Annotated in this window: 19 protein-coding genes, 2 pseudogenes and 1 CRISPR repeat array; of the genes and pseudogenes, 16 read left to right on the plus strand and 5 right to left on the minus strand. The window is 67.7% G+C overall.

Going from position 1 to position 24,002, the window contains the following annotated elements; translation table 11 throughout:
- Positions 1-760: 760 nt before the first annotated feature.
- A CRISPR array of direct repeats spans positions 761-1,460; the repeat unit is 28 nt; unit sequence GACTCACCCCCGCGGACGCGGGGAGCAC.
- An 84-nt stretch (positions 1,461-1,544) separates the two neighbouring features.
- Together J0910_RS30085 and J0910_RS30090 are read right to left on the minus strand one after the other, a co-directional pair.
- The gene (locus J0910_RS30085; protein ID WP_420162153.1) at positions 1,545-1,949 is read right to left on the minus strand and encodes a helix-turn-helix domain-containing protein; all 405 of its coding nucleotides are present in this window, start codon (positions 1,947-1,949) and stop codon (positions 1,545-1,547) included.
- Positions 1,946-2,410: a replication/maintenance protein RepL gene (locus tag J0910_RS30090; protein ID WP_420162154.1), complete on the minus strand. Its 465-nt coding sequence runs from the start codon at positions 2,408-2,410 to the stop codon at positions 1,946-1,948. The genes J0910_RS30085 and J0910_RS30090 overlap by 4 nt, the downstream gene beginning before the upstream one ends.
- Before the next feature lie 1,834 nt (positions 2,411-4,244).
- On the opposite strand from J0910_RS30090, the gene J0910_RS30095 reads away from it, so the two are divergent.
- From J0910_RS30095 to J0910_RS30125, 7 genes are all read left to right on the plus strand, one after another.
- Positions 4,245-4,604: a hypothetical protein gene (locus tag J0910_RS30095; protein WP_420162155.1), complete on the plus strand. Its 360-nt coding sequence runs from the start codon at positions 4,245-4,247 to the stop codon at positions 4,602-4,604.
- A 67-nt stretch (positions 4,605-4,671) separates the two neighbouring features.
- A complete protein-coding gene (locus J0910_RS30100; protein WP_420162156.1) occupies positions 4,672-6,276 on the plus strand; it encodes a polymorphic toxin-type HINT domain-containing protein in 1,605 nt (534 codons plus the stop codon).
- A gap of 7 nt (positions 6,277-6,283) precedes the next feature.
- A complete protein-coding gene (locus J0910_RS30105) occupies positions 6,284-6,664 on the plus strand; it encodes a hypothetical protein (RefSeq protein ID WP_420162157.1) in 381 nt (126 codons plus the stop codon).
- Positions 6,665-6,905: 241 nt separating this feature from the next.
- On the plus strand, positions 6,906-7,475 hold the full coding sequence (locus J0910_RS30110) for an SUKH-4 family immunity protein (protein WP_420162158.1): 570 nt from the start codon (positions 6,906-6,908) through the stop codon (positions 7,473-7,475).
- 47 nt (positions 7,476-7,522) lie between these two features.
- The gene (locus tag J0910_RS30115) at positions 7,523-8,029 is read left to right on the plus strand and encodes a hypothetical protein (RefSeq protein ID WP_420162159.1); all 507 of its coding nucleotides are present in this window, start codon (positions 7,523-7,525) and stop codon (positions 8,027-8,029) included.
- A 652-nt stretch (positions 8,030-8,681) separates the two neighbouring features.
- Positions 8,682-9,362 (plus strand): Imm52 family immunity protein, encoded by a 681-nt coding sequence (locus J0910_RS30120; protein WP_420162160.1) that lies wholly within the window; start codon positions 8,682-8,684, stop codon positions 9,360-9,362.
- A gap of 237 nt (positions 9,363-9,599) precedes the next feature.
- Positions 9,600-9,971, plus strand: a complete 372-nt coding sequence (locus J0910_RS30125) for a DUF6188 family protein (RefSeq protein ID WP_420162368.1) — start codon at positions 9,600-9,602, stop codon at positions 9,969-9,971.
- A gap of 186 nt (positions 9,972-10,157) precedes the next feature.
- Here J0910_RS30125 and J0910_RS30130 read toward each other — a convergent pair whose 3' ends face one another.
- A complete protein-coding gene (locus tag J0910_RS30130) occupies positions 10,158-12,011 on the minus strand; it encodes a hypothetical protein (RefSeq protein ID WP_420162161.1) in 1,854 nt (617 codons plus the stop codon).
- Between the two features lie 661 nt (positions 12,012-12,672).
- Positions 12,673-12,924: a hypothetical protein gene (locus tag J0910_RS30135; protein WP_420162162.1), complete on the minus strand. Its 252-nt coding sequence runs from the start codon at positions 12,922-12,924 to the stop codon at positions 12,673-12,675.
- A 293-nt stretch (positions 12,925-13,217) separates the two neighbouring features.
- Between J0910_RS30135 and J0910_RS30140 the strand changes: the two genes are divergently transcribed.
- The 5 genes and pseudogenes from J0910_RS30140 to J0910_RS30160 all read left to right on the plus strand — a co-directional run.
- Positions 13,218-13,895, plus strand: coding sequence for a TetR/AcrR family transcriptional regulator (locus J0910_RS30140; protein WP_420162163.1), 678 nt, complete (start codon positions 13,218-13,220; stop codon positions 13,893-13,895).
- A gap of 768 nt (positions 13,896-14,663) precedes the next feature.
- On the plus strand, positions 14,664-15,245 hold the full coding sequence (locus J0910_RS30145; RefSeq protein ID WP_420162164.1) for a flavoprotein: 582 nt from the start codon (positions 14,664-14,666) through the stop codon (positions 15,243-15,245).
- Entirely contained in the window at positions 15,242-17,254 is a 2,013-nt protein-coding gene (locus tag J0910_RS30150) for a tetratricopeptide repeat protein (RefSeq protein ID WP_420162165.1), read from the plus strand. Before J0910_RS30145 ends, J0910_RS30150 begins: the two co-directional genes overlap by 4 nt.
- Positions 17,255-18,082: 828 nt before the next feature.
- Positions 18,083-19,311, plus strand: a pseudogene (locus J0910_RS30155) (IS701 family transposase).
- A gap of 99 nt (positions 19,312-19,410) precedes the next feature.
- Positions 19,411-19,552: pseudogene (locus tag J0910_RS30160) on the plus strand (IS481 family transposase); the annotation flags it as partial.
- A gap of 151 nt (positions 19,553-19,703) precedes the next feature.
- Here the strand turns inward: J0910_RS30160 and J0910_RS30165 are convergent.
- The gene (locus J0910_RS30165) at positions 19,704-19,979 is read right to left on the minus strand and encodes a hypothetical protein (RefSeq protein ID WP_420162166.1); all 276 of its coding nucleotides are present in this window, start codon (positions 19,977-19,979) and stop codon (positions 19,704-19,706) included.
- 179 nt (positions 19,980-20,158) lie between these two features.
- Between J0910_RS30165 and J0910_RS30170 the strand changes: the two genes are divergently transcribed.
- The 4 genes from J0910_RS30170 to J0910_RS30185 all read left to right on the plus strand — a co-directional run bounded on the left by J0910_RS30170 (position 20,159) and on the right by J0910_RS30185 (position 23,989).
- Positions 20,159-20,281 carry a hypothetical protein gene (locus J0910_RS30170; RefSeq protein ID WP_420162167.1) on the plus strand — a complete coding sequence of 41 codons (123 nt, stop codon included), beginning with the start codon at positions 20,159-20,161 and terminating at the stop codon, positions 20,279-20,281.
- 242 nt (positions 20,282-20,523) lie between these two features.
- Complete coding sequence (locus J0910_RS30175) at positions 20,524-21,639, plus strand: DNA-processing protein DprA (protein WP_420162168.1); 1,116 nt, start codon at positions 20,524-20,526, stop codon at positions 21,637-21,639.
- 40 nt (positions 21,640-21,679) lie between these two features.
- Positions 21,680-22,855 carry a hypothetical protein gene (locus J0910_RS30180; protein ID WP_420162169.1) on the plus strand — a complete coding sequence of 392 codons (1,176 nt, stop codon included), beginning with the start codon at positions 21,680-21,682 and terminating at the stop codon, positions 22,853-22,855.
- A 228-nt stretch (positions 22,856-23,083) separates the two neighbouring features.
- A complete protein-coding gene (locus tag J0910_RS30185; RefSeq protein WP_420162170.1) occupies positions 23,084-23,989 on the plus strand; it encodes a DNA-processing protein DprA in 906 nt (301 codons plus the stop codon).
- Positions 23,990-24,002 lie beyond the last annotated feature (13 nt).

Genomic DNA, 24,002 nt, shown 5'->3' on the forward strand with positions numbered 1-24,002 from the left:
AGCTCCCCGGCTGCCTTTCCCGAGCGAAGCAGAACCTGCCTGCGGGCCGCTGAAGACGAACAGGGGGCACACCGGCGCCCACTCCGGCCAATCACCGGGGGCGGTATCCGGCCCAGCGGGACCTCGGCCCGGACCGCCCCTGGAGGCCGCCCGGGCTCCTTCCGGGGGGCGGCGCGAGCTGCAGGCTGCCGCGCGAGATCGTGGAACTCCTCGGCGACCTCGGCAGTCACGGGCTCCTTGCCTTCTTTCATGGGGGTTCGTTGCTGACCGTCTGGCAGGGTCGGGGGGATCCCGGGAGCGCCGGGTATGGCTTTCACGGGCTTGCCGCAGGTGAGGCTCTGGAGGATTGACCCCCCGGCGCTCCGCGACGGCCCGACCGCTGATTGGGATGCGCGAAGCAATCGCTGTGCAAGGAGACGACGGCGCGGTCGTCCTCCAGGTAGGCGGGGGTCTTGGCCTTGGAGGCCTGCAGGCCGCTGTCACGCACCGGGCGATGCGGCCCGAGCCACACAGCCCGACCTTGGCGGTGAAGACGACTGCCTGAGCGAGCGCACGGCGGTCTCCAGCACCAGCGGCCGGTAGACCTCGTAGAGGCGGTGGTTGCCGGTCCCGGCGAAGCGGCAACACCACCCGCCGCCACCGCTGCAATGCAGGCGTTCGGCAGGTCACCGCATGGGTGAGCGATGCCTCTGCCTTCGGCTGACTGGACGCCTCCATCCCATGACGTGGGGAAATAAGAGCGAGAATGCAGCACACTCCGGACTCACCCCCGCGGACGCGGGGAGCACTCCACGGACACGCTCTGGACGCCCGGCTGCGTGGACTCACCCCCGCGGACGCGGGGAGCACGCCGGCGCACGCGTTTCCCCAGGTCAGAGCCTGGACTCACCCCCGCGGACGCGGGGAGCACCCGGTGGCCGTCTGCCACTCCCGGCGCACCAGGGACTCACCCCCGCGGACGCGGGGAGCACGGACGGTCTTTAATGACTTTCAGGATCACTCCAGACTCACCCCCGCGGACGCGGGGAGCACCCGGTCCCCATGGCAGCGAGCTTGGTCGCGTCCGACTCACCCCCGCGGACGCGGGGAGCACCAGCCGCACAGCGGCTGCGATCTCCTCGGCCGGGGACTCACCCCCGCGGACGCGGGGAGCACCCCTCGGGGGGCCCGGAGGAGCCCCCGATGGGGGACTCACCCCCGCGGACGCGGGGAGCACCTGCTGACGGTGCGGATGCCGTCCAACACGCTGGACTCACCCCCGCGGACGCGGGGAGCACTGACATCCGGCCGAGGAGCTGTGTGAAGAACTGGACTCACCCCCGCGGACGCGGGGAGCACCACCGCCCCTCCAGCGGGGCGCCGGGCTCGATGGACTCACCCCCGCGGACGCGGGGAGCACCTCGGCGGCCAGCGCCGAGCGCCACAGCTCCAGGACTCACCCCCGCGGACGCGGGGAGCACCCTTCGCCACCTGCAGCAACGCAGCGCGTTACCAAAAGTTGATAATTGCTGTGCGCTAGCAAACGCAACACCCCGACCTCCAGCTCAGGCCACACTGAGCTTCTTGCGCCGACGCGGGGGCCGGACGTCATGGTCGGGCATCGGCACCGGGGGCACCTCGGCGGGGACCGAATCCAGCGCCTCCTGCCACTCCTCGGTAGTGCCTTTGAAAGCCACGTTGGGGTTTATCTGCCACAGGTCAGCAGACACCTTCCACAGCAGCCCCAGTTCCTGCAGCCGGGACAGTGCGGGGGAGATGTTGGTCGGGGCGGTGTTGAGCCGCAGGGCTATGTCGGCACGAGACAGCGGCACCCTGCCCCCGTCCTCCATCCGGCCCAGCATCGTGTTCCACACGTCGTGCTCGGTGGTGGTAAGCCTGTACAGCGGAAGCACCCAGGCCAGCGCCTGCGACTGGTAGAAGATCGCGTTGCCCTCGGGGACATAGGTCATTTCCCGGCCTCCTTGAGCTTCCTCCTGCGCCGCGGCGGCCTGGTGCCCTGCTCTGGAAGGTCCAGTTCCGGCACCTCCGGCGGTATCTGCTGGATCGCTTCGGCCTGCTCCGAGGAGCGGCCGTAGAAGGCCACCCGCGGATTGATCCGGTATATCCCGCGCCCCGGCCTCCAGATAAGACCGTACCCGGCCAGCCGGCGGAGAGCCTCCCCGACCTCCTTTCGGCCGATTCCGAACTCTTTGGCGATCTTTTCCTGGGTGGCCCGGATGATGCCGCCCCGCTCCTGGGTGCCCAGGAGGTGGTGGAAGACGTCGTATTCGGTGGCGGTCAGCCCCAGGTGCGGAAGCTTCGCCGAGAGCTCGCGGGAGGCCTGGTAGTAGCTGCGGCCGATGAAGTCGTATTCGGTCCGCCTGCCTTGGACGACCAGGCTCTGGCCGGGGCTGAGGCGGATGGGCTGCACGCGCGGCTCCTCCGCGCTGACAGGCGCGGGGCTGCTCTGGCCCTCTACCGCCTGCTTGGTCAGGCGCAGCCTGCGCACCGGTTCCGACACGTCATCCCCACTAGTTCGCCATCGTCCTCTGGGATCGCTCCGGTGCAACGCCGCCGGCGCCGACCCCCTGCAGAACCCAACGGTATGCTAATCCATACCTTTCGGGGGGTTACAACCCGCGTTTCTTGCTCCCGGGCGTGTCGGAAAGAAGAGGCCCTGCCTCGCCGCCGACCGGAAGAGCAGGGCCGACCCCGAACCGGCCCGCATCATCGCAGGTGGATCCTGGCTTCTCTGCCTGGTAGGCCTGCTTGGACGCCTCGCCCGCAGCTCCCGGAGGCCGACCCCAGACAATCTGCGGTGGGACGGGGCCCTGGAACCGCCGGAGCCGATGGGCAGAGTCGCCGAGTCTTCGGCCCGCAGGATCGAACGCCGACCTCTGCCCTGCGGCCGCCTGCGACCGCATCCGGCCACAAGCCGAGCACTTTCGGTAGGACGCTCCGCTGCCCCCGGACGGATGCAGTGCACCGAAGCCCGAAGCCATCCGCCCGGTGGCGGAAGGAGGAGGGGTTCCGACCACAATCCGGTCCGGTCTTACCGTCACCCTGAGCCGGCGAATCATGCGGCTGGACGGCCCAATGCGCCCAGCAGAGCTTCAGTAGCTATGGACTGCCCCGCAGACTCTGGATTCAGTCGGCCTGCAGTCGATGACCACGGCCATCCCGCCGTCGCGACGCGCGAAGCAGTCCGGCGCGTGCGAGGACGGCCGCCCGTTCGCCGCCGACCAGAACAGCCAGAACGGCTGCGAGGAGGTCCCCACCACCGCCGGCACGGCCCCGCCTGGCGGCCACCCCGTTCCTGGACACCGTGCGCCTGGCCCGCCGCGCCCACCCCGAGCCGGCCTCCCACGCCCTGGACGCGCTCTTGGGGCACCTGCGCATCCCCGTCCCCGCCGCAGGCCGCCGCGCAGGTCTTCCAGCGCCTGCTGGAACACGGAACACGGCAAGACCCCTGGACCGACCCCCACCACTTGGAGGCCGCAGGACGCTATGACCCCAGACCCGCGCCGCCGACCGAAACGGGACAGGAGAGCCTGTTCTGGACAGCCCCGCAGGCCCGAACCCCGGCCGTTCCGGGGACAGGGCGCGGCTGGAGCGGCTGGACGCCTCAGATCAAGCCCCGCAGGGTGCCCGAGAGGAGGGTGCCGTCCAGGAATTCCTCTGGGGGCCGCACCAGGTCTCGATGTCCGCCGCATGCAGGCGCACCATGCCGTGAGGACCCAGGCGGCCGGGAAGGAGTTCTGCGGTGGCGGCCCGGTGCTGTGGGGCGAATTGGCCGCACCCTTTCGACCTGCGATGCTGCACTACTGGTGGTCCGCTGCAGAACGGCCCTCATCCAGGACTGGGAAGGGGGCTGTGAGCGGCGGCTTTGCTTTCGGTCGCTGATCGTCCCCAGAGGGATCGCAACGTGATCCGGGGCGGCCCACGAGGCATTCCACACCCGATCCCCGCCCACACCGGAGCAGCGCAGATCGGCGGTCTGGACCCTGTGGAGATTCTCGGCGGGCGGCTGCACCCTGCCGATTTCTCACCCGCCCGCGGTCACTCTTGGTACAGAAAAGCACACGGCCGGAAACGGCCATTCGCGTTCCCGCTGGCCAGGAGCGTGCCCGACAGTCACTGGGCCCGGCTTGGGCCCCTGGACCCAAGCCCCGGAAGCGGACCATCCGTAGCCTTACCGGAACTTTCCGCACACCCCCTTGATGTCCCGCCCGAACCCCGCCTTTCTCCCAGGAGGCTCTTCGCCCGTGCGCCGCCCGCTTCCCGTCCCTCTCAAGGCCACCCGCGTCCTGCTTTTCGTCTTCGCCGCCGCCGTCGCGCTGCAGATCATCGGCGGACTGATCATCGGCGGAATCACCCCCGAGGTCCTCGCCCTCCTGGTCTGGGTGGCCCTCCCCGGAGCCATCGCCCTGGCCCTGGCCCTGCGCCTGCCCAGCGGCCGCCGCCCCTTGCTGATCGCGATCGCGGTGTTCCTGTCGCTCCTCCTGCTGATGGCGCTGGGCAGGATCGGCGCCGGGGAACCCCAGGGGCTGATCAACCTTCTGCTGCCCACCGCGATGCTCGTCCTCGTGTTCCGCCGCTCCTCCCGGACCTTCCTGGCCTCCTGACCCCGCCCCTCTCCCCCCAGGTGCCTTGGTGCTAAACCGAATCCGCAACCCCGAACGCGGCGCGAGCATGATCGAATACGCCGCCATCGTCCTGCTCATCGCCGCGATCCTCAGCGTCGTCATGGACCTGCGGATGGCCGACCGCATCGCCGCCCTGCTCCAGCACTCCATGGACAGCGTCGCCGGCCCCCAGGCCGACGGGGACGAGGACGGTTCCCCGCCACCGCTCGCCGGCGGCGCAGCCGACACGGATACCGGTACCGGCTCCCAAACCGGAACCGAGGGGACCGGTGCCCCCGGAGCCTTCCCGGAGGAAGCCACGGACCCCGAAGACGAGGCCGCCGGTGCCGAGAACGCCCTGTGGGAGGGCGATTCGCCGGTCTATGGCAGTGTCTTCGGCGGCACCCCGCCCGATGGCGGGCTGCACTTGGCCCCCGGCGAGGACGGCATGCCCGAACCCGTCGGGGAGATCAATCCCGACGACCCGGTGGTCGAGCGCTTCCTCGACGCGCTGCTCACCGCCGCCGCCGGGGACATGGCCGGGGCCGTCCAAGGGCTGTGGGCGCTGGTCACCGACGCACCGCAGGCCATCGCGGGCTTCGCGCAGGCGGTCATGGAGGACCCCTGGGGGCTCCTGGTCAGCAAGGAGTTCCGGCAGGCCTTCTCGGAAGGGGACTGGGCCCTGGTCCTGGGCTATGGGCTGTGGGAGTTCGGATCGCTGCTGTCCCTGGGGGCCGGGATCGTCATCAAGATGATCAAGACCCTCGGCAAGATCCCCGACGGCGGCAAGCTCCCCGGCACCCCGGACACCCCGCCGGACAAGGGGGGCGGCTCCGACCAGAACGGCGAAGGCGGCAAAGGCAAAGACGGGGAGTCCGAGGAAGGGGACAAGGACGGCATCACGTGTGCCTCCAACAGCTTCCTGCCGGGCACCCCCGTGCTGCTCGCCGACGGCAGCACCGCCCCCATCGAGGACATCACGGCCGACGACGAGGTCTGGGCCTTCGACCCCCTCACCGGAGAAGAAGGGCCTCGCGAGGTCACCGCCACCATCGCCGGCGACGGCCCCAAGGCCCTCGTCGACATCACCACCGACGACGGTTCAGGCAACACCGGAACCGTCACCGCCACCGACGAGCACCCCTTCTGGGCCCCCGAACCCGCCCGATGGGTCGACGCCATCGACCTGCAACCGGGCACCTGGCTGCGCACCTCCGCCGGCACCTGGACCCAGGTCACCGCGACCGAGGTGCACAGGGCGGACGACCAGCAGGTCCACAACCTCACCGTCGACGACCTCAGCACCTACTACGCTTCCACCGGCAGCGTCTCACTCCTCACTCATAATGACAGCTCAGATTGCAGCGATCTTGGCGAGGATTGGGAACCAAGGGACCCAGGGGAGATCTGTGGAAGCTCTGGATGCGAAGATGTCGCACGTGACATCCAAAGCAGGATCGGGGGCACCCGCTACAGGATTCAGGACTCCTTGGGCGCCCCATTTCTCGGACAATACCGAGGCGAGGACACTGGATGGGGCCACCACGATGTCGTCATCAAGGACGGGCGCGTTTACGATGCATTCAGCAGCAGACACGGCGTCCCCATAGAAGAATACCGAAATCTATGGCAATACGGAGATGACCTCGAATTCACTGAATTGAAAGACTAGTAGCACCATGGACTACATAAACCTCTTCCGCGACGCACAAAAACGCCCTAATGCCTATGGAATTTCCGGAAACTACTCAGAGATGGTCGCATTCATCATGGGGTGTGACGCAGGAAACGAATGGGGCCTCCTGGCCGGCTTCCCCCACTGGTTGGCGCTCAGATACGGCTTGGAGGCGAACCTGTCCTGGCCCGCAATGATTGAAAGAATATCCACTCAAACCCCGAAAGGCGAATCCCTCTCTCGGGACGACGACCACAAAATATCCACGCTCTTCCAGCATGTGGAGTCTTTTCTGGAAGAAAGGACGGGCCCCCACTTCACTGCGACCACCATCACGAACTACGTGGAGGCGAAACTGAGGGCTCGAACACAGGATCCGAGCTGACCCCTTTGCAATCCAAGTCCGATCTACAACCCACCCCGGGAATCCTTGCAATCCGAATAATGGATCCCACTGCCACCGGAAAATGTGCATACCCTGATGGATATGTGGTCTACGTGAGCAAAGGGAGGCAAACAGTCAATCCTGCAACCGGAAAAACGACCAGCAAAGCCGATCCCTCCAGCCGCGCAGAACGCGAGGGACATCGCGCGCTACATGAATGAGAACGGGGACCGCTGACACCGTGCCGGATCACCACGACGACATCCGCGCCGGGGCCGAGCGCACGCTTCAAGATGCCTATCTGCTGCCATTGGCCGAGATCGTCGATTCCGAGAAGACCGTGCAAGCCCCGCCTGCCACAACCTCCTGGCTCATCCCGGACAGGGATCGTGCTGTACTCGACCTCTGGGGACTTCCCGCACGAATCAAGGCCGGCTTCTTCGAGAACACGCCTCAACAGGCCCTGGATCCCGCCCTGTCAAGGTATGGAAGCGGCTTCTACCTCCTGGGACGGTTGAATCACCTGTGCATCGGAGCCGAAATCGGCACCGGGGCGGTCTACGTTCTCTCCGAGGAACCCGCTTCCTCCAATTCCTTGCTCAACTCCTCGATCGAGCACTACGTTGAATGCAGTTGGCGCTGGTGCGCGGCACTTCCCGTTCTGATCCAACTGGTCGATTGGGCCTGGGAGCCCGACCAGCTCGATTTCTACGACGAGAGGCGGGCCGAAGTCGGTCGGAATATCGCAGCCATCGACCCCGAGGCCGCCTCCGGCAAGGGCGCCCTTTGGCAGGAACTCACCGACGTCTGACCATGACCAGCCCTCAAAGCCGATCCCTGCAACCACATTGAACTCTCATGTTTTCGATAGAAAACCTCATCAGGGAAAGAAGTTTCTCGCCGCCCTCCAGGCCACTTGAAATGGACCCCTTAAGAGAAAACAATGCACTGCAGGAAGCCCAGTTGCTCGACTCTCGAGTATGCCCGCTGACGTCCGTCGCAGCACTCCTCTTCGAGATGCGCACCGCTTTGCAGTTTAAAGATGGAAACGCCGCGCTGCTTGTGGTGCGGAACCTGCACTCATTCAACTGGACTTCATCCTCAATGGAAACGCCCTTCGTCGCACTGACGGCGGTCTCCAGTATCCCTGAGTGCGAAGACAACTTATTCCACATGAGACTTGGATTTTACCTGGAAGCACAGCTTGCCAGTGCAGGCAATCTGACAGAATTTTACCTTCTCGACGTAGAAGAAATAAGCGAAGCGCCACCCGACTATTTAGATGCGGATCAAGATGGCATTTATCGAGAATTGCCGTCGTGGTCTTCCGTGTGCAACCTGCTTCAGATTTCGAGCTTGAACTGAGGTAGTGCGGTCGATAATCCGGCCGCCAGGACACATGTGGGGTCCGTGACCTACTTTCCTTATCGTCCGACCACGCAGAGAGGATCTCAGGGACCCTCTTCCGCTTCACTGCCCTTCCATCCGATAGTCGGCCTGCACCCAGTCGAAAGACCCCTGACCTGCATTCACCGCCAAGGCCGCCAGTACTATTTTTTCAAAAAAGGAGAGGCTGGGGCGCGGATGCGCACAGACCTCACACCCGTCAGAGATGAACGTCATTCGAGGAGCTACTGAAAAAGGAGGTCGATACGGCAGGCAAAATCCTCTGCAGCCCTCCGCCGCAAGGATGGTAGCAGCCTTCTGGCGGGCGCTCTTCAATCTGGATCAGCGGCAGCGGAAAACCCGTCTGGCAGCTCGCTCTCGATATTTTGATCCCTGGATGGGCAGAGCAATAAGCGGCTCGTGAAGCGCAAAGAAATGGAGTGGGAGGCGCTCGAGGAATGAGAGATCAGAGAAAGGCGTTTCTAAGGGATTTTTCGTTGAAGTCCCAGAGAGTTGAGGCGGGGAACCCGATATCCTTTGATCGACCCCGTCCTCTCTTTTCGTGGGGCACTCTCCCAGGTGGCGATCAATGGAGATGCGCACGTCGGATCATTGGGCGTAGGCCCTTGACATGAGATTCACGGCCTCTGCTTTCTGGGGCCCCCGCAGGCATCCGGCGAGCGAGTATGCCGACTCCCTCTCTTCGTGCCTGAGCGCCCTGAAAGAGATATCATCCGACCTGTCAGGCTGGCGGAGCCTCGGCCCCTCCGAAGAGGAAGCACAGGCAAACCGGCCAATAAATACAGACTCTGCCAGCATTCTTTCCTTCATGGAGCAGGGAAAAGAGCTCGATGAATCTGCGCTCACGGGCGTGCGCCTCGAGTTTTGGAACGGAAAAGAAAGTGCATCGAGCTTTAGCATGAATTGCGGGATCACAGGCGGCGAGAGCCGCCTAAAAAATAATTTCCTTCTCAGACTCCCCGACACCGAAGAAATAGAAGGGGGCCTCTATTCGGAAAACAGATCAACCGCCATCTCTGCGGCGATTATTCGCCAATTCAGCCCGGACTGGTTCACTTTCTCCACCAAAGAATTTCGAAAGATGCAGGACAGGAAGGTCTCAGCCCCTTACGTTGGATGGCTAACTTACTTCTCCCATCTTCCTGAAACAAAAAAGCCGACAGCCCCAGAAGTTGACATAATCGATTTCCATGAAGGCGTGCTGATGAAAGCAGCCCCTTCGCCAAAAGACACGACCACAGAAGACGTGGCTCGCGCCTGCAAGGCGGTCGGCATCCCGCTGAAGTGCTAGACCGGCGCCCTGCGCTCCTTTGCGGGGAAATTTCCATGTATACGGCGTCTGCTGGTTCGGCCGGACCGGTCGACGGGGCGAGAGCCCGGCCGGCTCGGCTTCTGCGATGAGAAGCGGTCCGAGGCCGGCCGGTCCCTCGGAGCCGTCGGCCCCGAGGCCGCCTCTGCAGAGAGCACACTCTGGCAGGAGCCCATCGAAGATGTTCGACCGCGCCCAGGCCCCGATCGGTCGGTGACCATGAACCTGCCCCTTGAAGAGCAGAGCATCATCCGGGTCTGCTTCGACTCCGCCGTCACGATCCTGACCGGCGGAGGCCATCAGGTTTCACTTGAAGCGGAGATAGAGCTCCTGACCCCCGGGAACGGGGCGGTCGTCCTCGAACCGGACTCCCCAGGGCCTGCCGCGCTCCACATCATCCGGCTGGTCGGGGACACGATGAGCACCGCGAGGACAGAAGGCGACGGCTCCCTGCGCATCGTCTTCGAGAGCGGCGTCGAATTGACCGCTCCCCCTGACACTCACTACGAGTCCTGGAGCGTCGTCGGCCCCTCCGGCGGGCGCGCGGTCTGCATGCCCGGAGGGGAGATCGCGGTGTGGGACGGCCTGTGAGGCCTGATCGCCCGGGTGAAGGCCGCCGGCCCGCCAGGGCGGCCTGCTCCTCTCCGCCGGCCGCATTGAGAAGGCCCGAAGGCTCACCCGGGACCGGCAGAGAGGGAAACCTCCGGGGCAGGGCCGCGCCTCGACACCGCGCCGGGGCCGAAGGGCGTTCTCCGGCCCGGACGGCCCCCGGGGGCCTCAGCAGTGGGAGGGCCGGCCGGTCCTCAGCGATCGTGCGCCCTTCCTCGGTCTGAGGGCGGCGATGCGCCTGGCCGTCCGGTGGTCGGGGGCCCCTCCGGGGGAGCGGGGGTAGGGCGCTTTCCTCCGGGCGGGGAGGCCGCGGGGGGCCCTCAGGCGCTCGAGTTCGCTGCACCAGGCCGCGTAGGCCGCGCGCTCTGCCCGGTAGTGGCGCATGCGGCGGGCCCGGGTGCCGGCCGTTCCCAGCCTGCGTGCGGCCTGGTCCCTGCGGGCGGGTGCCGGGGTCGTGAGCCGGGGGAGGCCCTTCCGGATCTCCGCGAGGTCGCAGGAGAGGAGTCTCAGCAGGTGGCGGGCGGTCGTCTTGGCGGTGTAGCCGCTTTCCCCCACCGTATCTACACCGTAAAGGCTATGTTTTTGAGGGGTCTTTCCCAGTTCCCAGGCGGTCGCTTCCACATGCCGTCCCAGCCCTGAGGAGCCAAGAGGGGAGCGTTCGCACCAGACGTCGTGGGCCGCGTGGTCCAGGCGGGCCCGGATTGCGGCGAGCAGGGCCTGGCGGGTCGGGGAGGGAGCGGGACCGCGCTGCGCTGGGATCGCTTGTGTGCCACCCCGGGGCCCTGAAGGGAAGCGTATCGCCTGGGCCCCCCAAGCGGAGGGGGAACGCAGGCGGTAGGCGTTGGCGGTGCGCCCCTCACCCTTCTTCTCCAGCACGAGCCTGCCGTCCAGGATCAGGCGGCGCAGTGCGCGGGAGGCGGTGGAGGGGGTCATCCCGCAGGCATCGGCCAGGCGCCGGCAGTCCACCTCGACCACTTCGCTCAGGGCCTCCAGGGCCATGGCCCCCACGAACAGCAGGGCCTTGCGGTCGGAGGGCCCCGACTGCACCCGCCACCACCGGGGCCTGCCCACCGCGGAGACGATGTCCGCGACGCGCTCCACCAGTTCCCGCACCCGGGGGGTGTCGCGGGTGCGGCGGTCGCGGCGCGGGGCCCGGGAGGCATAGGCCAGGACCCGTCCCCACTGCCGGCGCAGGAGGGCGGACTGCTCGGTGCGGCTGCGGGGGCGCCGCCGGCCCGCCCCGCCCTGGGAGCGGAGGTGCTCCAGGCCGGGGGCCCGGGGGCGGGAGGCGACCAGGGCCTCCACCTCGGCCAGGCTCCACCGGGCCAGCGCCAGTCCGGTGAAGATCTTGGCCAGGTGGGCCGAGGCGTCGGCGGGGGAGTGCTCCAGGAGTGCGGCGGTGGCCTCCGGGAGCGCGCGGCCGCGGCCCACCAGGCGCATCGCCTGGGTGTCGATGAGGCCGCCCGCCTCCTCCTGCCCTCGTTCGGGCTGGGGGGGTGCTCCCAGGTGGCGGGCCAGGCGCTCGAAGCGGTCCAGGCGGTTGGGGCCGGCTTCGCACAGCGCGGCCAGGGTGGAGGGGTCGGTGGGGAAGAGGAGGCGGGAGAAGCCTCCGTCGCGGTGGGGGGAGCCGGGCGGGCGCAGGCAGCCGGTTCGGGTGTTGAGCAGGGGGGCGGTGTCGAGGGTGGGGCAGTGGAGGGCGGCTCCGCGGGCGATGGCGTGGGCCAGGGCGGGCGGGGCGCCGCGCGGGTCGGTGACGGGCACCCACAGGTGCAGTCCTCCGCGGGGGCCTGAGGCGCATACGGCGAAGGCGAGGCCGGCGGCGTCGAGGCGGCGGCCCAGCAGGGCGGCGTCGCGGCGCACGGCCTGGGGGCCGGCGTGTTTGGCGTCCAGGTCGAAGGCGATGAAGCGATAGCGGGAGTCGGCCTGGGCCAGGTACATCGCGTAGGGGCCGGCCGGGCGGCCCGCCGCGACGCTGGTCTCGGCGTCGTAGCGGTGGGCCCATCCCCCGGTGCCGGCGGGCACGTCGGTGCGGAGTCGGCCGCGCGGGGCGTGCCAGCGGGTGAACTCCTCCCATACTGCCTGTGCTGTGCGGTTGTGGTCGTCGTCTGGGGCATGGTCCGGGGGCCCTGCGGGGGTGACACGCCATCCCGTATCAGGGCATAGAAGACCCGCCCCGAGGCCATGTTGTACGATGAGTACGACCTCTCGGGGTCAAGTTTTAAACACGACCTCTCTGGGCCGGTTGATGTCGGCCTTCCGAGGTCGCTGCGTGACGGCCCCTCGCGGGTCAGCTCGAGTAGCTGGAGCAAGCGGTACGCGTACCTGGAAGTAAGCAGTCGGTACGGGTGCCGGCCCCCTTTCTCAGGGGGCGGTTGACAACTGCACACGCGGCCTCGTGTGAGGCCGTGGGCGCAGGTGCGGCTTTGGGGCCGTGCTTTCGCCGTTATTGGGAGACCGGGCGCTGCCTGCTGGATCTGCCAAGTACCGCTTCAAGGCGGCGCTGGTCTCCTGGTTGTGGCTCTCCCGCGGTGCGCGGGACGGCTGGGGACGTGGCTCGGGGATCACCTCCTTGCTTCGTCCGGTGTCCGGGAGTGGTGGTTGCCGCCACCGGTCTCCCGGGAGTCTTTTGGATCGTGAGTCCGCACGTAGTCTCGCCCCGGTTGCCGCCGGGGCTTACGTGTTTCTAGGTGCTCTGAGCGTAGCGGTGGCCGTCGCTGTCGGGGCCCTTGGACTCCAGGGCGGCCTTGCAGGCGGCGATCACGTAGTCGCTGAACTCGCCCTTCTTGTAGCCTGCCGCCTCGGCGTCGGCCTGCAGGCGCTCGTAGAGCTTCACGGGGAAGCGCACCATGTGAGGATGGCGCTCGCCCTTGCTGGGCCGCCCCGGCCCCCGGCGCTTGGGGGCCGGCGCGGCTTCCTGTGCGTGCGTCTCGCTCATAAAAGAAACCTGTATCAGAAAAATGGTCGGGTGGGGAGTGCTTCCCGGCGTGTCGCGGCGGACCGCCCACGCCGTCGCCGCAGGAAGGCGGGCCCGGAATCGGCCGGTGGCAGGCTTTTCGGCCCCCGGCGTCACCGTGGGTGACCTTCCTGAAACGGTTACCGGTAGTCTTGCAGAGGCACCGGACGTTTCTCAACGCGGGGTGGCCCTTACTCCAACACTGTTGGAAAAATTTTCGGGCGGGGCGCGGCCCGGCGCCCACGGCGGCCCTGCAGGTCGCTACCCTCTCGCATATGCCTGAAGCCCCGCCGCCCCACGGTTCCAAATCCAAAGCCGCCCGCCGCAACTCCGCCGAGGCCAGTAGCGGCCAGCGGGAGATCAAGAAGATCCGCCTGCAGCAATCCGTCCTGGAACTGCTCAAGCAGGGCGCCGGGATCCACGGCGTCACCATGGCCCAGATCGCCGGAGCCCTGGGGATCGACAAGTCCAGCGTCTACCACTACTACGCCTCCAAAGAGGACCTGTTCCGCGAAGCGCTCGGCAACCACCTGGACGCCCACATGGCCCGCGTCGACCTGGCCCTGGGACCCGGCGAGGACTTCGCCGGCTACACCTCGCGCCTGGTCGCCGAGATGGTCGCGCTGTGGCGCTCCTCGGGCCCGCTGCTGCTGGCCTCGGCCTCCCTGGCCGCCACCGACGCCGCCCAGCACGCCTGGGAGCAGCAGCGCATCCGCGGCTGGAGCCATGCCCTGGAGGCCGCGGCGCGCACCGCCGCCGACCGCGGCGAGATCGCCCTGCCCCCCGACGTCCCGATGGCGGCGGCGGCGGCCATGTGGGGGGCGTGGGGAGGTTGCTCCGCCTCGATCGGCCATCTGGAGGCCTACCCGCCAGAGCAGCGCGAGGCCATCGTGGAGCGGCTGCAGGCGGTCATGGTGGATTCGGTGCGCCGCGCCCTGGGCTGGCGCGGCTGAGAACGCCTGGGCGCTGCGCGGTGCCGCGACGGCGAGCGGAGGGGGCCGGGGCGCCCGACATGATCCGAGTGCGACGCCGGCGCGCAGCCCAAAGGGCCCCGCGAGGTCGGAGCGGCCTCTGAGCGCGCCGGAGGGGAGCAGGCGGAGCCTGGGCCCGCCTCCTGCAGCCTTCCGGGCGGGGCCCTGACCGGTGGGCGGAAGGACGCCCGCGACCGCTGCGCCGGACCGCTTCCGCGCCCGGACAGACCGGTTGGACGCCCCCAGGCCCCGGTCGGCCCGGCGCGCCCCGGGAACCGGCCGCGCTCCGAGCATCTGGGCCCAGAGCTCAGACCGGGGGATCCGCGGCCTCCCTGATCGCGTTGCGGCCCCTCCAAGGCGACCGCCCTCTGCCGCCCGCCGGCGCCTTCGGTGCAGAACTCGGTGGGTGGGGCCGATAGGCCCTCTCGATGCGAGGCGCCTTGCCCGGCGGCTGCGGGCAGGGTCTCGGGTACACGGCGGAGGGCGCCGCCGTCCGAGCGGCCCAGGGGCCGTCGACAACGTCGCCGTACTGACCCTCGACGGTAAGAGCCCACGCGGCCCGGCTACTGCCGACACCGGGCACGGCCTGCTGACCCGACTGGGGTTCGCGAGCATTCCTACGGCTCACCGGTGGGTGGGCTATGACTGACTCATCTGCCTGCTCGACCTTCTCGGGATTACCTGACCAGCGGTTACGTGAATCGACTCCGAGAATGAAAACACTCTGCGGCAGAGCGGGTCGGAGAGCTGGTGGGAAGGGCCCAGGAGCAGAAGTGGGCGGTGCAGGGGATCGCCACGCCCTCGACCGCCGAGTTCGTTGACACCTCTGCGCTGGAACAGCGGATGAGCAGGCCGACGCGCGGCCAGCACCGGGATCCCGGCCAACCGCGAACCCCGAAAGTCGAGGCAGTGGTGGTCGCGCCCGCCTCGTTCAACACCGTCAACAAACTGGCGGCGGGCATCGCCGACAACTACGCCTTGGACGTGGTTGGCGAAGCGCTGGGCAGCGGCGTTCCGCTCCAGCGTGGAATCACTGCGCTGCGAAGGAGCGTCGTCCCCGCACGAGCGGAGGCAAGCGCGGGAGGCTGCTGCATCGCATCGCCGAGAGTTCTTCACAGATCGGCGATCCGGCCGAAGGGGCCCGGCCCTCCTGTATCTCGAAAAACGGAACCGCTGAGATCGCTTGACCGGGTGCGTCTCTCCAGGGAAGCGGTGCGGGTGCCCTGCAGAGGCATGAAGCAGAAATCCGAAGAGAGTGCCTCTTTTTTCAAGTATCAGGGATTGTTGAATCCTGAAATGTTCTTCAGCTGGGTGGCAATGATGCAGATGTGAAGGCGGGCGAGGGCGAAGTTCGGCACAATCGGCACCATGCCTGCGCATCGACCATTCGCTACCTCGGGCCTCCGGTGGTGAGCAACCGAGCCGAGATGAACACCGCCGGCAATCTCGTCCAGGTGGGTTCTCTCACCGGTGCCCTACACCTCGGCGGAGGGAACGGAATATCGCCTGACCGGGACCGGAAGGTGGAAGCGGCTCTGGCCGCGGCGCTGCCCGTGGCCCATGCCGACCTCAGAAACCTGGGGGTGCGTCCTGCGCGCCCTGGTCTAAACGGGTCCAAACTTCCTCCCTATGTTCCCAGGGATCACGATGGGAAGCTGGTGGAAGCAGTGCAGGAAGCCGCCCGGAGGGGAGGGGCGGTGCTGGTCCGTGGAGACTCGGCTGCCGGTAAAACCAGGAGCCTGGTCAACGCCTTGGTGCAGACGGTCGGCTTCTGGCCCCTCATCTCTCCGCCGGTCGGAACCGACCTGGGGAGCCTGGCCGAACACATCGCTCGCACCCCCGCATTCGCCGAAGAAGGCGCGATCGTTTGGCTCGACAACGTCGACCGGTTCCTTCTTCCGGGAGTCGGCGGGCTCACTGAGACTAACCTGGCTCTGCTGACCTGCAGCCGCCTCATCGTCGCCGCAACACTGAGCACCCACCTCTATGAGTACCACTGCGCCCCCCATTCGCTGGAGGCCCCGGATGGAGCCGCGCTCTACCGGGAGCACGGAAACCTCATGCTCAAGCGCCTCAATTTCGTGACCCTGGACCGAAGGTGGTCTCCTGAGGAGATCCGGCGTGCCGCGGAATCGGGGGATGAACGCCTGAACTCGGCGGCACGCGTGGCAGAGCAGGGGGTGCACGGGGTCGCTGAGTACTTGGCGGCCGGCCCCGAGCTGCTCGGCCTCTGGCGTGACGCCGATCGGCCGACCTCTAGAAATGGGCACCCTCGCGGATATGCGGTAGTGGCGGCGGCGGTGGACCTGACCCGCACGGGCTTGGCGGCCCCGCTCGACCGGTCGGTGCTGGAGACCGCTCATACCGCCTATCTCCAAAGGTCGGCGGTCTTCCGTCCAGAGGACTTCGATCAGGCGCTGGATTGGGCCCAGGAGGTCCGGCTAGGGGTGAGCGGCCTGCTCATTCCTTTCGACGTCGGTGAGGATCTGTGGCAGCCGTTCGAGTACCTCGTCGAAGCCGCCGAAGGCTCCGTTCCAGAGGCGGTGTGGCGGGCGGCCCTGGTCCACGCCGCCGACGACGACGAGCGAATGGCCATCATCGGTAGAGCCGCCGATGAAGGCCAGCAGGGTCTGGCTCGAGAGGCTTGTGCGCTGCTTGCTCAGGACGGCCACCCCCAGGCCATGAACCTGATGGGCTGCTGGCTCCATGAGGAGGGCGAGCTGAGAGGGGCCCAGCGGTGGTATCGGCGTGCCGCTGCAATGGGAAACACCATTGCGATGGTCAATCTCGCCCTCCTCCTGGAGGGGCGAGGGGGTAAGCGTGAGGCTGAGCGGTGGTATCGCCGTGCCGCTGATGCGGGAGAGATTCCCGCCATGGTCGGCCTCGGCTCCTTGCTGTACGAGTGGGGTGGGAAACGAGGCAGTAAGCGTGAGGCTGAGCGGTGGTATCGCCGTGCCGCTGATGCGGGAGAGATTCCCGCCATGGTCGGCCTGGGGTTTTTGTTGTTACAGCAGCGCAGGGAGAAAGAAGCCGAGTGGTGGTTTCGGTGCGCCGCTCAAAAAGGGGACAGCGAGTCGATGGTCAGCTTCGGTGACTCGCTGTACAGGCGAGGCGATAAGCGTGAGGCTGAGCGGTGGTATCGCCGTGCCGCTGATGCGGGAGAGATTCCCGCCATGGTCGGCCTGGGGTTTTTGTTGTTACAGCAGCGCAGGGAGAAAGAAGCCGAGTGGTGGTTTCGGTGCGCCGCTCAAAAAGGGGACCATTACGCCAGGCTCCATCTGGGCGTTCTGCTGAGGAAGCAAGGGCGGAACAAGGAAGCGGAGGAGTGGTTCCAGGACTGAGGGTTCCACGGCTTCTTGCTCTACCTTATAGGAAGCTGCATAATACAGGGCGCCTATGCCCGGTGAGATAAAAATATGCTTTGCCGACACGGCAACGGAGCCTGGTATGGGGCTGGGGGCCGAACCGTCGACCTCGCCGCAGTCCCACGAAAGCCGGTCAATGTATCTGGAGTTGCCTCGCCTGCAATATATTTCCCATGGAAGGGGGCGACTCTGGGCGGGTCCGGGGTGCGGTCACCTCGATCCGTTCGGCGCTCAGCCCGTTCCGCCAGCGCGGGTGGTCCAGGCCCGCCAGGTCGATGAGACCGCCGCCCGGCGGCAGCGCGGGATCGTCTCTCCCCTGAGCATCCCCGGAAGGGTACTTGTCCTTCGTCTGGGAGCGGTTTCCGCCGGGTGCTATCCGGGATCCGGGCGGGGCTGGCTTGTACGCATCCCGGCGAACGAGGCGTGCAGTCCCGGCCACCCGGGGCCGGGCTTCAGAGCCTGTGCGGGGAGCAGCTCCTGACTCACCGAGGCGCACGCCCATGCGGGCATGGCCATCGACTGCGAGCCAGCCCGCGCGCGCCACGTCGGGGGCCGGGTCGCCGGACCGGCCGTTGTAGCAGGCAAACCATATGTCGCCGGGGCCGGGCTGGTATCCGGTTTCGGGGCGGCGCAGCTGGGGCCGTGCATTCGAACTAGTACTGCAACGACACTCCGTGATGCGGGGGACGTGGCATCGTTGACCGCATCGTGGTGAAGCAGACAATCGAAGGCCGGTCAGATGCGTTTCTTGACTTCACGGCCCGGTTCGCGGGACGTTTCGGGCGGGTGGAGCCCCGGCGGCGGATGGTGTCCTACCTGCGGGGACTGCTGAGCGAGACAGAGCGGAAGAACGGCTGGACCCTGGCGGAGGCCGCGGGGGACGACGGCCCCCAGGGCATGCAGCGGCTGCTGAACCACTACCTGTGGGACGCAGACGCGTTGCGCGATGATGTCCGCGATGCGGTGATGGAGCATATCGGCGACCCCGAACGAGGAGTCCTCATTCTCGACGAGACGGGATTCCTCAAGAAAGGGGTCCGGTCCGCCGGCGTGGCGCGCCAGTACTCAGGGACGGCCGGCCGGATCGAGAATTCCCAGATCGGAGTGTTCCTGGCCTATGGGTCGGACCGGGGGCGAGCGCTGATCGACCGGGAACTCTACCTTCCCAAGTCCTGGACCGAGGACCGGGAGCGCTGCCGGGCCGCCGGAATCGGCGATGACATCGATTTCGCCACCAAGCCGGACATGGGCCTACGCATGCTCCAGCGCGCGGCGGGGGCGGGAATCCCGTTCGGATGGGTGACCGCGGATGAACTCTATGGCCAGACGAGCCGTATCCGGGTGTGGCTGGAATCCCACGACATCCCCCATGTCCTGGCCGTCCCGAAGTCGCAGATGGTCATCACGATGGAATTCTTCGGCCAGGCCCGTGCGCACCAGTTGGTCAGCGACTTGCCTGACGAGGCATGGGAGCGTCTGAGCTGCGGCGGCGGCGCCCGCGGCCCGCGCGTCTACGACTGGGCCGCAGCTGCGGTCCGGCCCTTCAGGCGTGAAGGATGGGAGCATTGGCTGCTGGCGCGGCGCAGTATCGCCGACCCCGCGGACATCGCCTACTACATCTGCTTCTGCCCGGCGGGGACGGCGCTGGAAGAGATTGCGCGGATCGCGGGATCGCGGTGGATGGTCGAGGAGTGTTTCCAGGCCGCGAAGAATGAAACCGGACTCGACCACTACCAGGTCCGCGGCTACACCGCATGGTATCGGCATATAACCCTGTCCATGGCCGCCCTCGCCTTTCTCGCCATCCTGCGAGCGGAGGCAAAAAGGGGGATGCAGAGACTGTAGCCGGCCATCCCCTGGCGCCCGTGACGATGAACGAGGCCCGGCGGCTCTTCAACCGCATCACCTTTCCGGTTCGCAACGGTTCCCGGCACGCCCTTGCCTGGTCCCAGTGGCGAAGAAGAAGCCAGGCCCGAGCTCGCAGCAGCCATTACAGACGCAGAGTGCATCACGAAGTGTCGTTGCAGTACTAGGTGTAATGATCATGGACGTTGTTGGCAGTAAGCCTTGATCAACGACGAAGACCTCCGATGTGGTGGAACTACCAGGTCACACACCACACGGAGGCCTCCATGTCCCACCGTAACGCCCGCCTGACCGTCCATGGGAGCCTCCTGCTCGTCCAGCGCATCACCGCTGGCCGCCCAGATGGGCGTCTCCCGCATCACCGCCCACAAATGGCTCCACTGCTACGAAACCGAGGGCCGAGTCGGCCGCTATCAGCACACCCCAGCCCGGGGCCGCCTCAGGGCCGGTGACGTCCTCCGGCCAGACGATGTCGCCTGCGCGCACCCCCGTGTCTCCGAGGGCCGGCTTCCGGGGAGGTAGGCCAGGGTGAAGAACGCGGTGAGGAACCGGTGCCGCATCAGCGGTCCGGCCCCGGGTGATCTGGGCACCGGCCAACGGGTTGGTACCCAGCAGCCGCTTGGAGACCGCGCAGTCTAGGGCGGCCGAGAAGATCGAGCGGCGGCGCCGCACCGTCGGAGTCCATCGCCGCGATCGGCAGGCAGACCGCCTCCACCCAGTCCACACACGCCCGCTGCTGCGCCGACAGCGGGGTCAGGTCGCGCACCCGGTTTTCCGGGCGGGCCGCGGCGAGGTTCATCCGGAAGGCCGGTGCGGCGCGCAGCGCCGAGCGCACCACCGGCATGGGGCCGGAGCGCCCGGTCGGGCTCCCCCACCGATCTGCAACCGCAGCTGTGCGCTGCTCACACAGGCCCCCGGCACCTCCACCGTGACCGAGACCGCCTACGACCAGCGCGCCACCCACGTTCCAGGCCTGCGCCACCTGGGAGCCCGTATCCGATACGAGGAGGACGCTTGGCCACCTGGGCACACGAGGCCGCCGCCGACGTCGGCGGGGCACTGGAAGAGATGGCCGCCGCCGGCCGCGGAACCGTCGCGGCCGGCGCGATCGCCCCCGGCGGTCCGCCGATGCGCTGACCGGACCACGTCCCTTCGGCCGCCCCCCCCGGACTCGGCCCGGTCATCACGCCAGGAGCCGCGTCCGGTCACGGCCTTCCCCAACGGTCAACCGGGCAGCCTCACTACGCGTCAAGCTAGAACCGGTGGCAGCCGGAGGCGGCGGGGAAGAACAGCGCCACTGGGGCCGGTCGTGGGCAGGGCGCGGCCACCCGTTTCACCAGAGGCGAGGCCGAAGGCCGACAGCGGAGGGAGGCGGGGGAATGGCGGAAGGCAGCGGTCGCGATGACCGCCACGCCGCCGACCCGGTGCCCATGCCCCCATCGGACATCCCCTCGTTCCCGGTGGCGCTGCTGGCGCTGGCGGAAACCCCCGGCATCGGGCACCAGAGCCTGAGCAGACTCGTGGATCTCTGCGGTGACCGGCTGGGGCGGCTCTTGGCCTGCCCTCCGGAAGAGGCCGCTGCCCGGCTGGCGGAGCTCAAAGCACCGTCGAGGCTCACCGGACCCCTGGCGGGCGCCGATCCCCGCATGCTCGACAAAGCCCGCGCGCAGATGGACGAACTGGCCTCAAGGAACATCCACGTCCTTGGCCCTGAGCGACTCCCGCGGCGCCTCACCCGCCTGCCCGACCCGGACCGCCCCCGGTGGCTGTTCCTGCAGGGCGATCCCGAGGCCCTGAACGGCACTCATGTCGCAGTGGTCGGAACCCGGGAGCCTTCCGCCTCGGGGGCCGACGCGGCCCGAGCGGCGGTCCAGACGATGGCCGCCTACCCCCTGGCCTTGGTCTCCGGTCTGGCCAACGGGATCGATGCAGCAGCCCATGACCGTGCTTTGGAATGCGGCCTGCGCAATGTCGCCTTCCTGGGGCATGGGCTGGACCTGGTCTTCCCCGCTGAAACCGGATCCCTGCGCGGGCGCATCATCGAACAGGGAGGGGCCGTCGCGACCGAATACCCTCCCGGCCGGCGCTACCGCAGGGAGCAATTCGTGCAGCGCAATCGGCTTCAAGCCGGCCTGGCTCAGGCGGTCGTCGTCGCCGAAGGCCGCGTTTCCGGGGGCACCGCCCACACGGTGGGTTTCGCTCAGCGCTACCGGACTCCTGTGATCGGGCTGAGGGGGGCCGGTATCAGCGACGAGCTCAACCGGCTGATCTCCTCACTGCCGCAAGGGCGCGTGATCGACGTTTCCACCGCTCCCGGCCTCCGGGCCCTGGACCGCTTCCTGAGGAACCTGGCCGAGGCCGACGGCCATCCCACCCACGCACTCTCCCGGGTCGAACGACACCTTCTCCAAGAGTGCGAACGGCGCGAGCTGCGCCCCGACGACCTTCTCCGCCTCCGGAACCTCCTCCACCGCCTCCTCGACGGAAAGCCTTGACCTCGTGCCTGTGCGTGCTCTGATCATCGACTACAAAGTCTTGACGAAGGGGGATGCCGAAGAGATCGGCTCCATGCTCGACTGGGCGGCCGGCCAGGGGCTGGCATGGTGCCTCTTCTCCACCGAGGCGATGGACCCCGAAGAGGTGTGCGGGCCCCGGGGCTACCCCCGGCCGGCGGCCTGCGTCCATTCGGCCGACATCCCCGAGGGCAGAAAGCGCGGATCACCCCTGTGGGTCGAGGTAGCCGCGCAGAGGCTGGGGGTCAAGCACCATGAGCTCTTCTACATGGGAGGCAGTGCCCGGGATTGGCGCAGCGCGATCAACGCCGGGGTGTTCTACGTCCACGCCGCCTGGGGAGATGAGCTCCCCTCCAACTGCAAGGCCTATAAGGCCGGCTCCGCCGCCGACTTCCGGCTGATGCTGGAGCACTTCCTCCTGGGGGAACCGTCGTGGGCCTATGCGGGAGGAGGCCAGGGATGGGAGCTGCGCTGCCTTCTCCCCGCCGGAGCGTCCTTGCCCTGCACTGCTCCGGGGACCAGCTTCACACTGCAAGACGTCCTCACCTACAAGAAGGAGGTGAAGATCGGCGGGACCGATGCCCGCAACGTTTTGATGCTCTCGGTCCTGGCCAACGCCTACCTCGAAGGGCTCATGAGCCCCGGGGCGTTGATGTGCATCTACCCCAGCAGCAGACCGGGCGAGGTCAGCGACCGGCTGAGCGGCTATTTCCGCCCTGCCTCGCACCTGTTCCGCAGCTACTACAAGGAGGACCTGCTCATTCGCGGGCGCCAGGCCCTGGACACGAGCCGCGAGCGGGTCAAGGCCAAGCGGGAGAGCCGCCCTTCTGGGGTGTCGATCGCCACGCAGGCCACCAGCGTGCACGTGGGCGAGCGCTACGCGGCCCCCGGCAAGCTGAAGGGCAAGACCGTCATCGTCGCCGATGACTTCACCACCCAGGGCATGTCCCTGGACTGGGCGCGCACTCTGCTCACCGCGGCAGGGGCCGCCCGCGTCATCCTCCTGGCGATCGGCAAGTACGGGCGCCCTGAGCACACCGCCTACACCCCGCAGGCAGAGATCGCCCCGTACCGGCTCGGGGCTCTGGAGGCAGGCGACTTCACGCAGTCGGCCGTCCCGTTGCGGCACGACACCGGTGCCGAGGCGCGTATGCGCGAACGCTTCGGCAGACTCCTGCCTCTTCTGGCCGGGGAGTGAAGGCGTTCTGGCCCCAGCAGGGCAGGGGAGGGGAGGCCCTGGCCGTTCCCGCGAGGGCCTGTTCCTCCAACGCGGCCTGCAGGGGTCGAAGCGAAAATGTCTCAGCAGCTCATAGCATGTTAAGTGAACAGGTGTACGATTCTGGTGGAGCGGTGCTCAAGCAGGCCGGCAGGAGGCGGAAGCATGGCGAGGTTGGGAAGCCAGAGGCGGGCTTCTACCATCGGTGACATGCACACCATCGACGAGCGGACCGCGATGCTCGCTCTTCTGCTGGGCAAAGGCGCGCGGTGGCCGGCGGTCGCCGGTGAGGTCATGGAGCGCGGAAGCGCCGCGGCGGTGCTGGAGGACAGGCTCGGGGGCGAGGCTCTGTTCCCCGTCGTCGAGCAGGCGCCCGAAGTCTCCCGGGCCCGGGAGATGGTCGATGCCTGCCTGCGCCAGGGGGTCGAGGTCCTGAGCCTGTGCGACCCCGGCTACCCCGCCCGGCTCCGGGACATCCATGAGATGCCGCCGGTGGTGTTCCTCCGAGGCCGGATGCGGCCCGATCCGCGCGCCATCGCCGTGGTGGGCTCCCGCGAGGCCTCCGACTACGGGCTGAAGATGGCCTACAGCATCGCCGCGCAACTGGCGAGGATGGACGTGACGGTGGTCAGCGGCCTCGCCGCTGGGGTGGACGCCGCCGCCCACCGGGCCGCGCTCGACGCGGGAGGGCGCACCGTCGCGGTGATCGGAACTGGGATCAACCGCTGCTACCCCCGCCAGAACAAGGACCTGCAGGACGAGATCGCCGAACGCGGCATGATCCTCTCCCAGTTCCTGCCCGACGCGGCGCCGACGCGCGCGTCGTTTCCCATGAGGAACGCGGTGATGAGCGGGTACGCGGCCGCGACGGTCGTGGTGGAGGCCGGCGAGCACAGCGGTGCCCGCATCCAGGCCCGCTACGCCCTGCAGCACGGCCGCCCGCTCATCTTCCCCTCTGAGCTGCTGGGCAACCAGTGGGCCCGGGAATTCGCCCAGAGGCCGGGGGTCTACGTCGTCGATCGCATGGAGGAGATGGTCGAGGTCGTGGAAGCCCGCCTGCGCGATGCCGACGCCACGCTGGCAGAGATAGCGAGAGAAGCGGCCGTTGCCTGGTAGCCCTCCCCGGGAA

Origin of the sequence: Nocardiopsis oceanisediminis (genome assembly GCF_048595525.1) — a bacterium.
GTDB classification, from domain to species: Bacteria; Actinomycetota; Actinomycetes; order Streptosporangiales; family Streptosporangiaceae; genus Nocardiopsis_A; species Nocardiopsis_A oceanisediminis.

What these genes read in the sequence shown, in the direction of transcription:
- J0910_RS30085 (WP_420162153.1), bottom strand. Translation starts at nt 1,949, where the DNA reads ATGACCTATGTCCCCGAGGGCAACGCGATCTTCTACCAGTCGCAGGCG.
- J0910_RS30100 (WP_420162156.1), top strand. Translation starts at nt 4,672, where the DNA reads ATGATCGAATACGCCGCCATCGTCCTGCTCATCGCCGCGATCCTCAGC.
- J0910_RS30105 (WP_420162157.1), top strand. Translation starts at nt 6,284, where the DNA reads ATGGACTACATAAACCTCTTCCGCGACGCACAAAAACGCCCTAATGCC.
- J0910_RS30115 (WP_420162159.1), top strand. Translation starts at nt 7,523, where the DNA reads ATGTTTTCGATAGAAAACCTCATCAGGGAAAGAAGTTTCTCGCCGCCC.
- J0910_RS30120 (WP_420162160.1), top strand. Translation starts at nt 8,682, where the DNA reads ATGAGATTCACGGCCTCTGCTTTCTGGGGCCCCCGCAGGCATCCGGCG.
- J0910_RS30125 (WP_420162368.1), top strand. Translation starts at nt 9,600, where the DNA reads ATGAACCTGCCCCTTGAAGAGCAGAGCATCATCCGGGTCTGCTTCGAC.
- J0910_RS30135 (WP_420162162.1), bottom strand. Translation starts at nt 12,924, where the DNA reads ATGAGCGAGACGCACGCACAGGAAGCCGCGCCGGCCCCCAAGCGCCGG.
- J0910_RS30140 (WP_420162163.1), top strand. Translation starts at nt 13,218, where the DNA reads ATGCCTGAAGCCCCGCCGCCCCACGGTTCCAAATCCAAAGCCGCCCGC.
- J0910_RS30175 (WP_420162168.1), top strand. Translation starts at nt 20,524, where the DNA reads ATGGCGGAAGGCAGCGGTCGCGATGACCGCCACGCCGCCGACCCGGTG.
- J0910_RS30185 (WP_420162170.1), top strand. Translation starts at nt 23,084, where the DNA reads ATGCACACCATCGACGAGCGGACCGCGATGCTCGCTCTTCTGCTGGGC.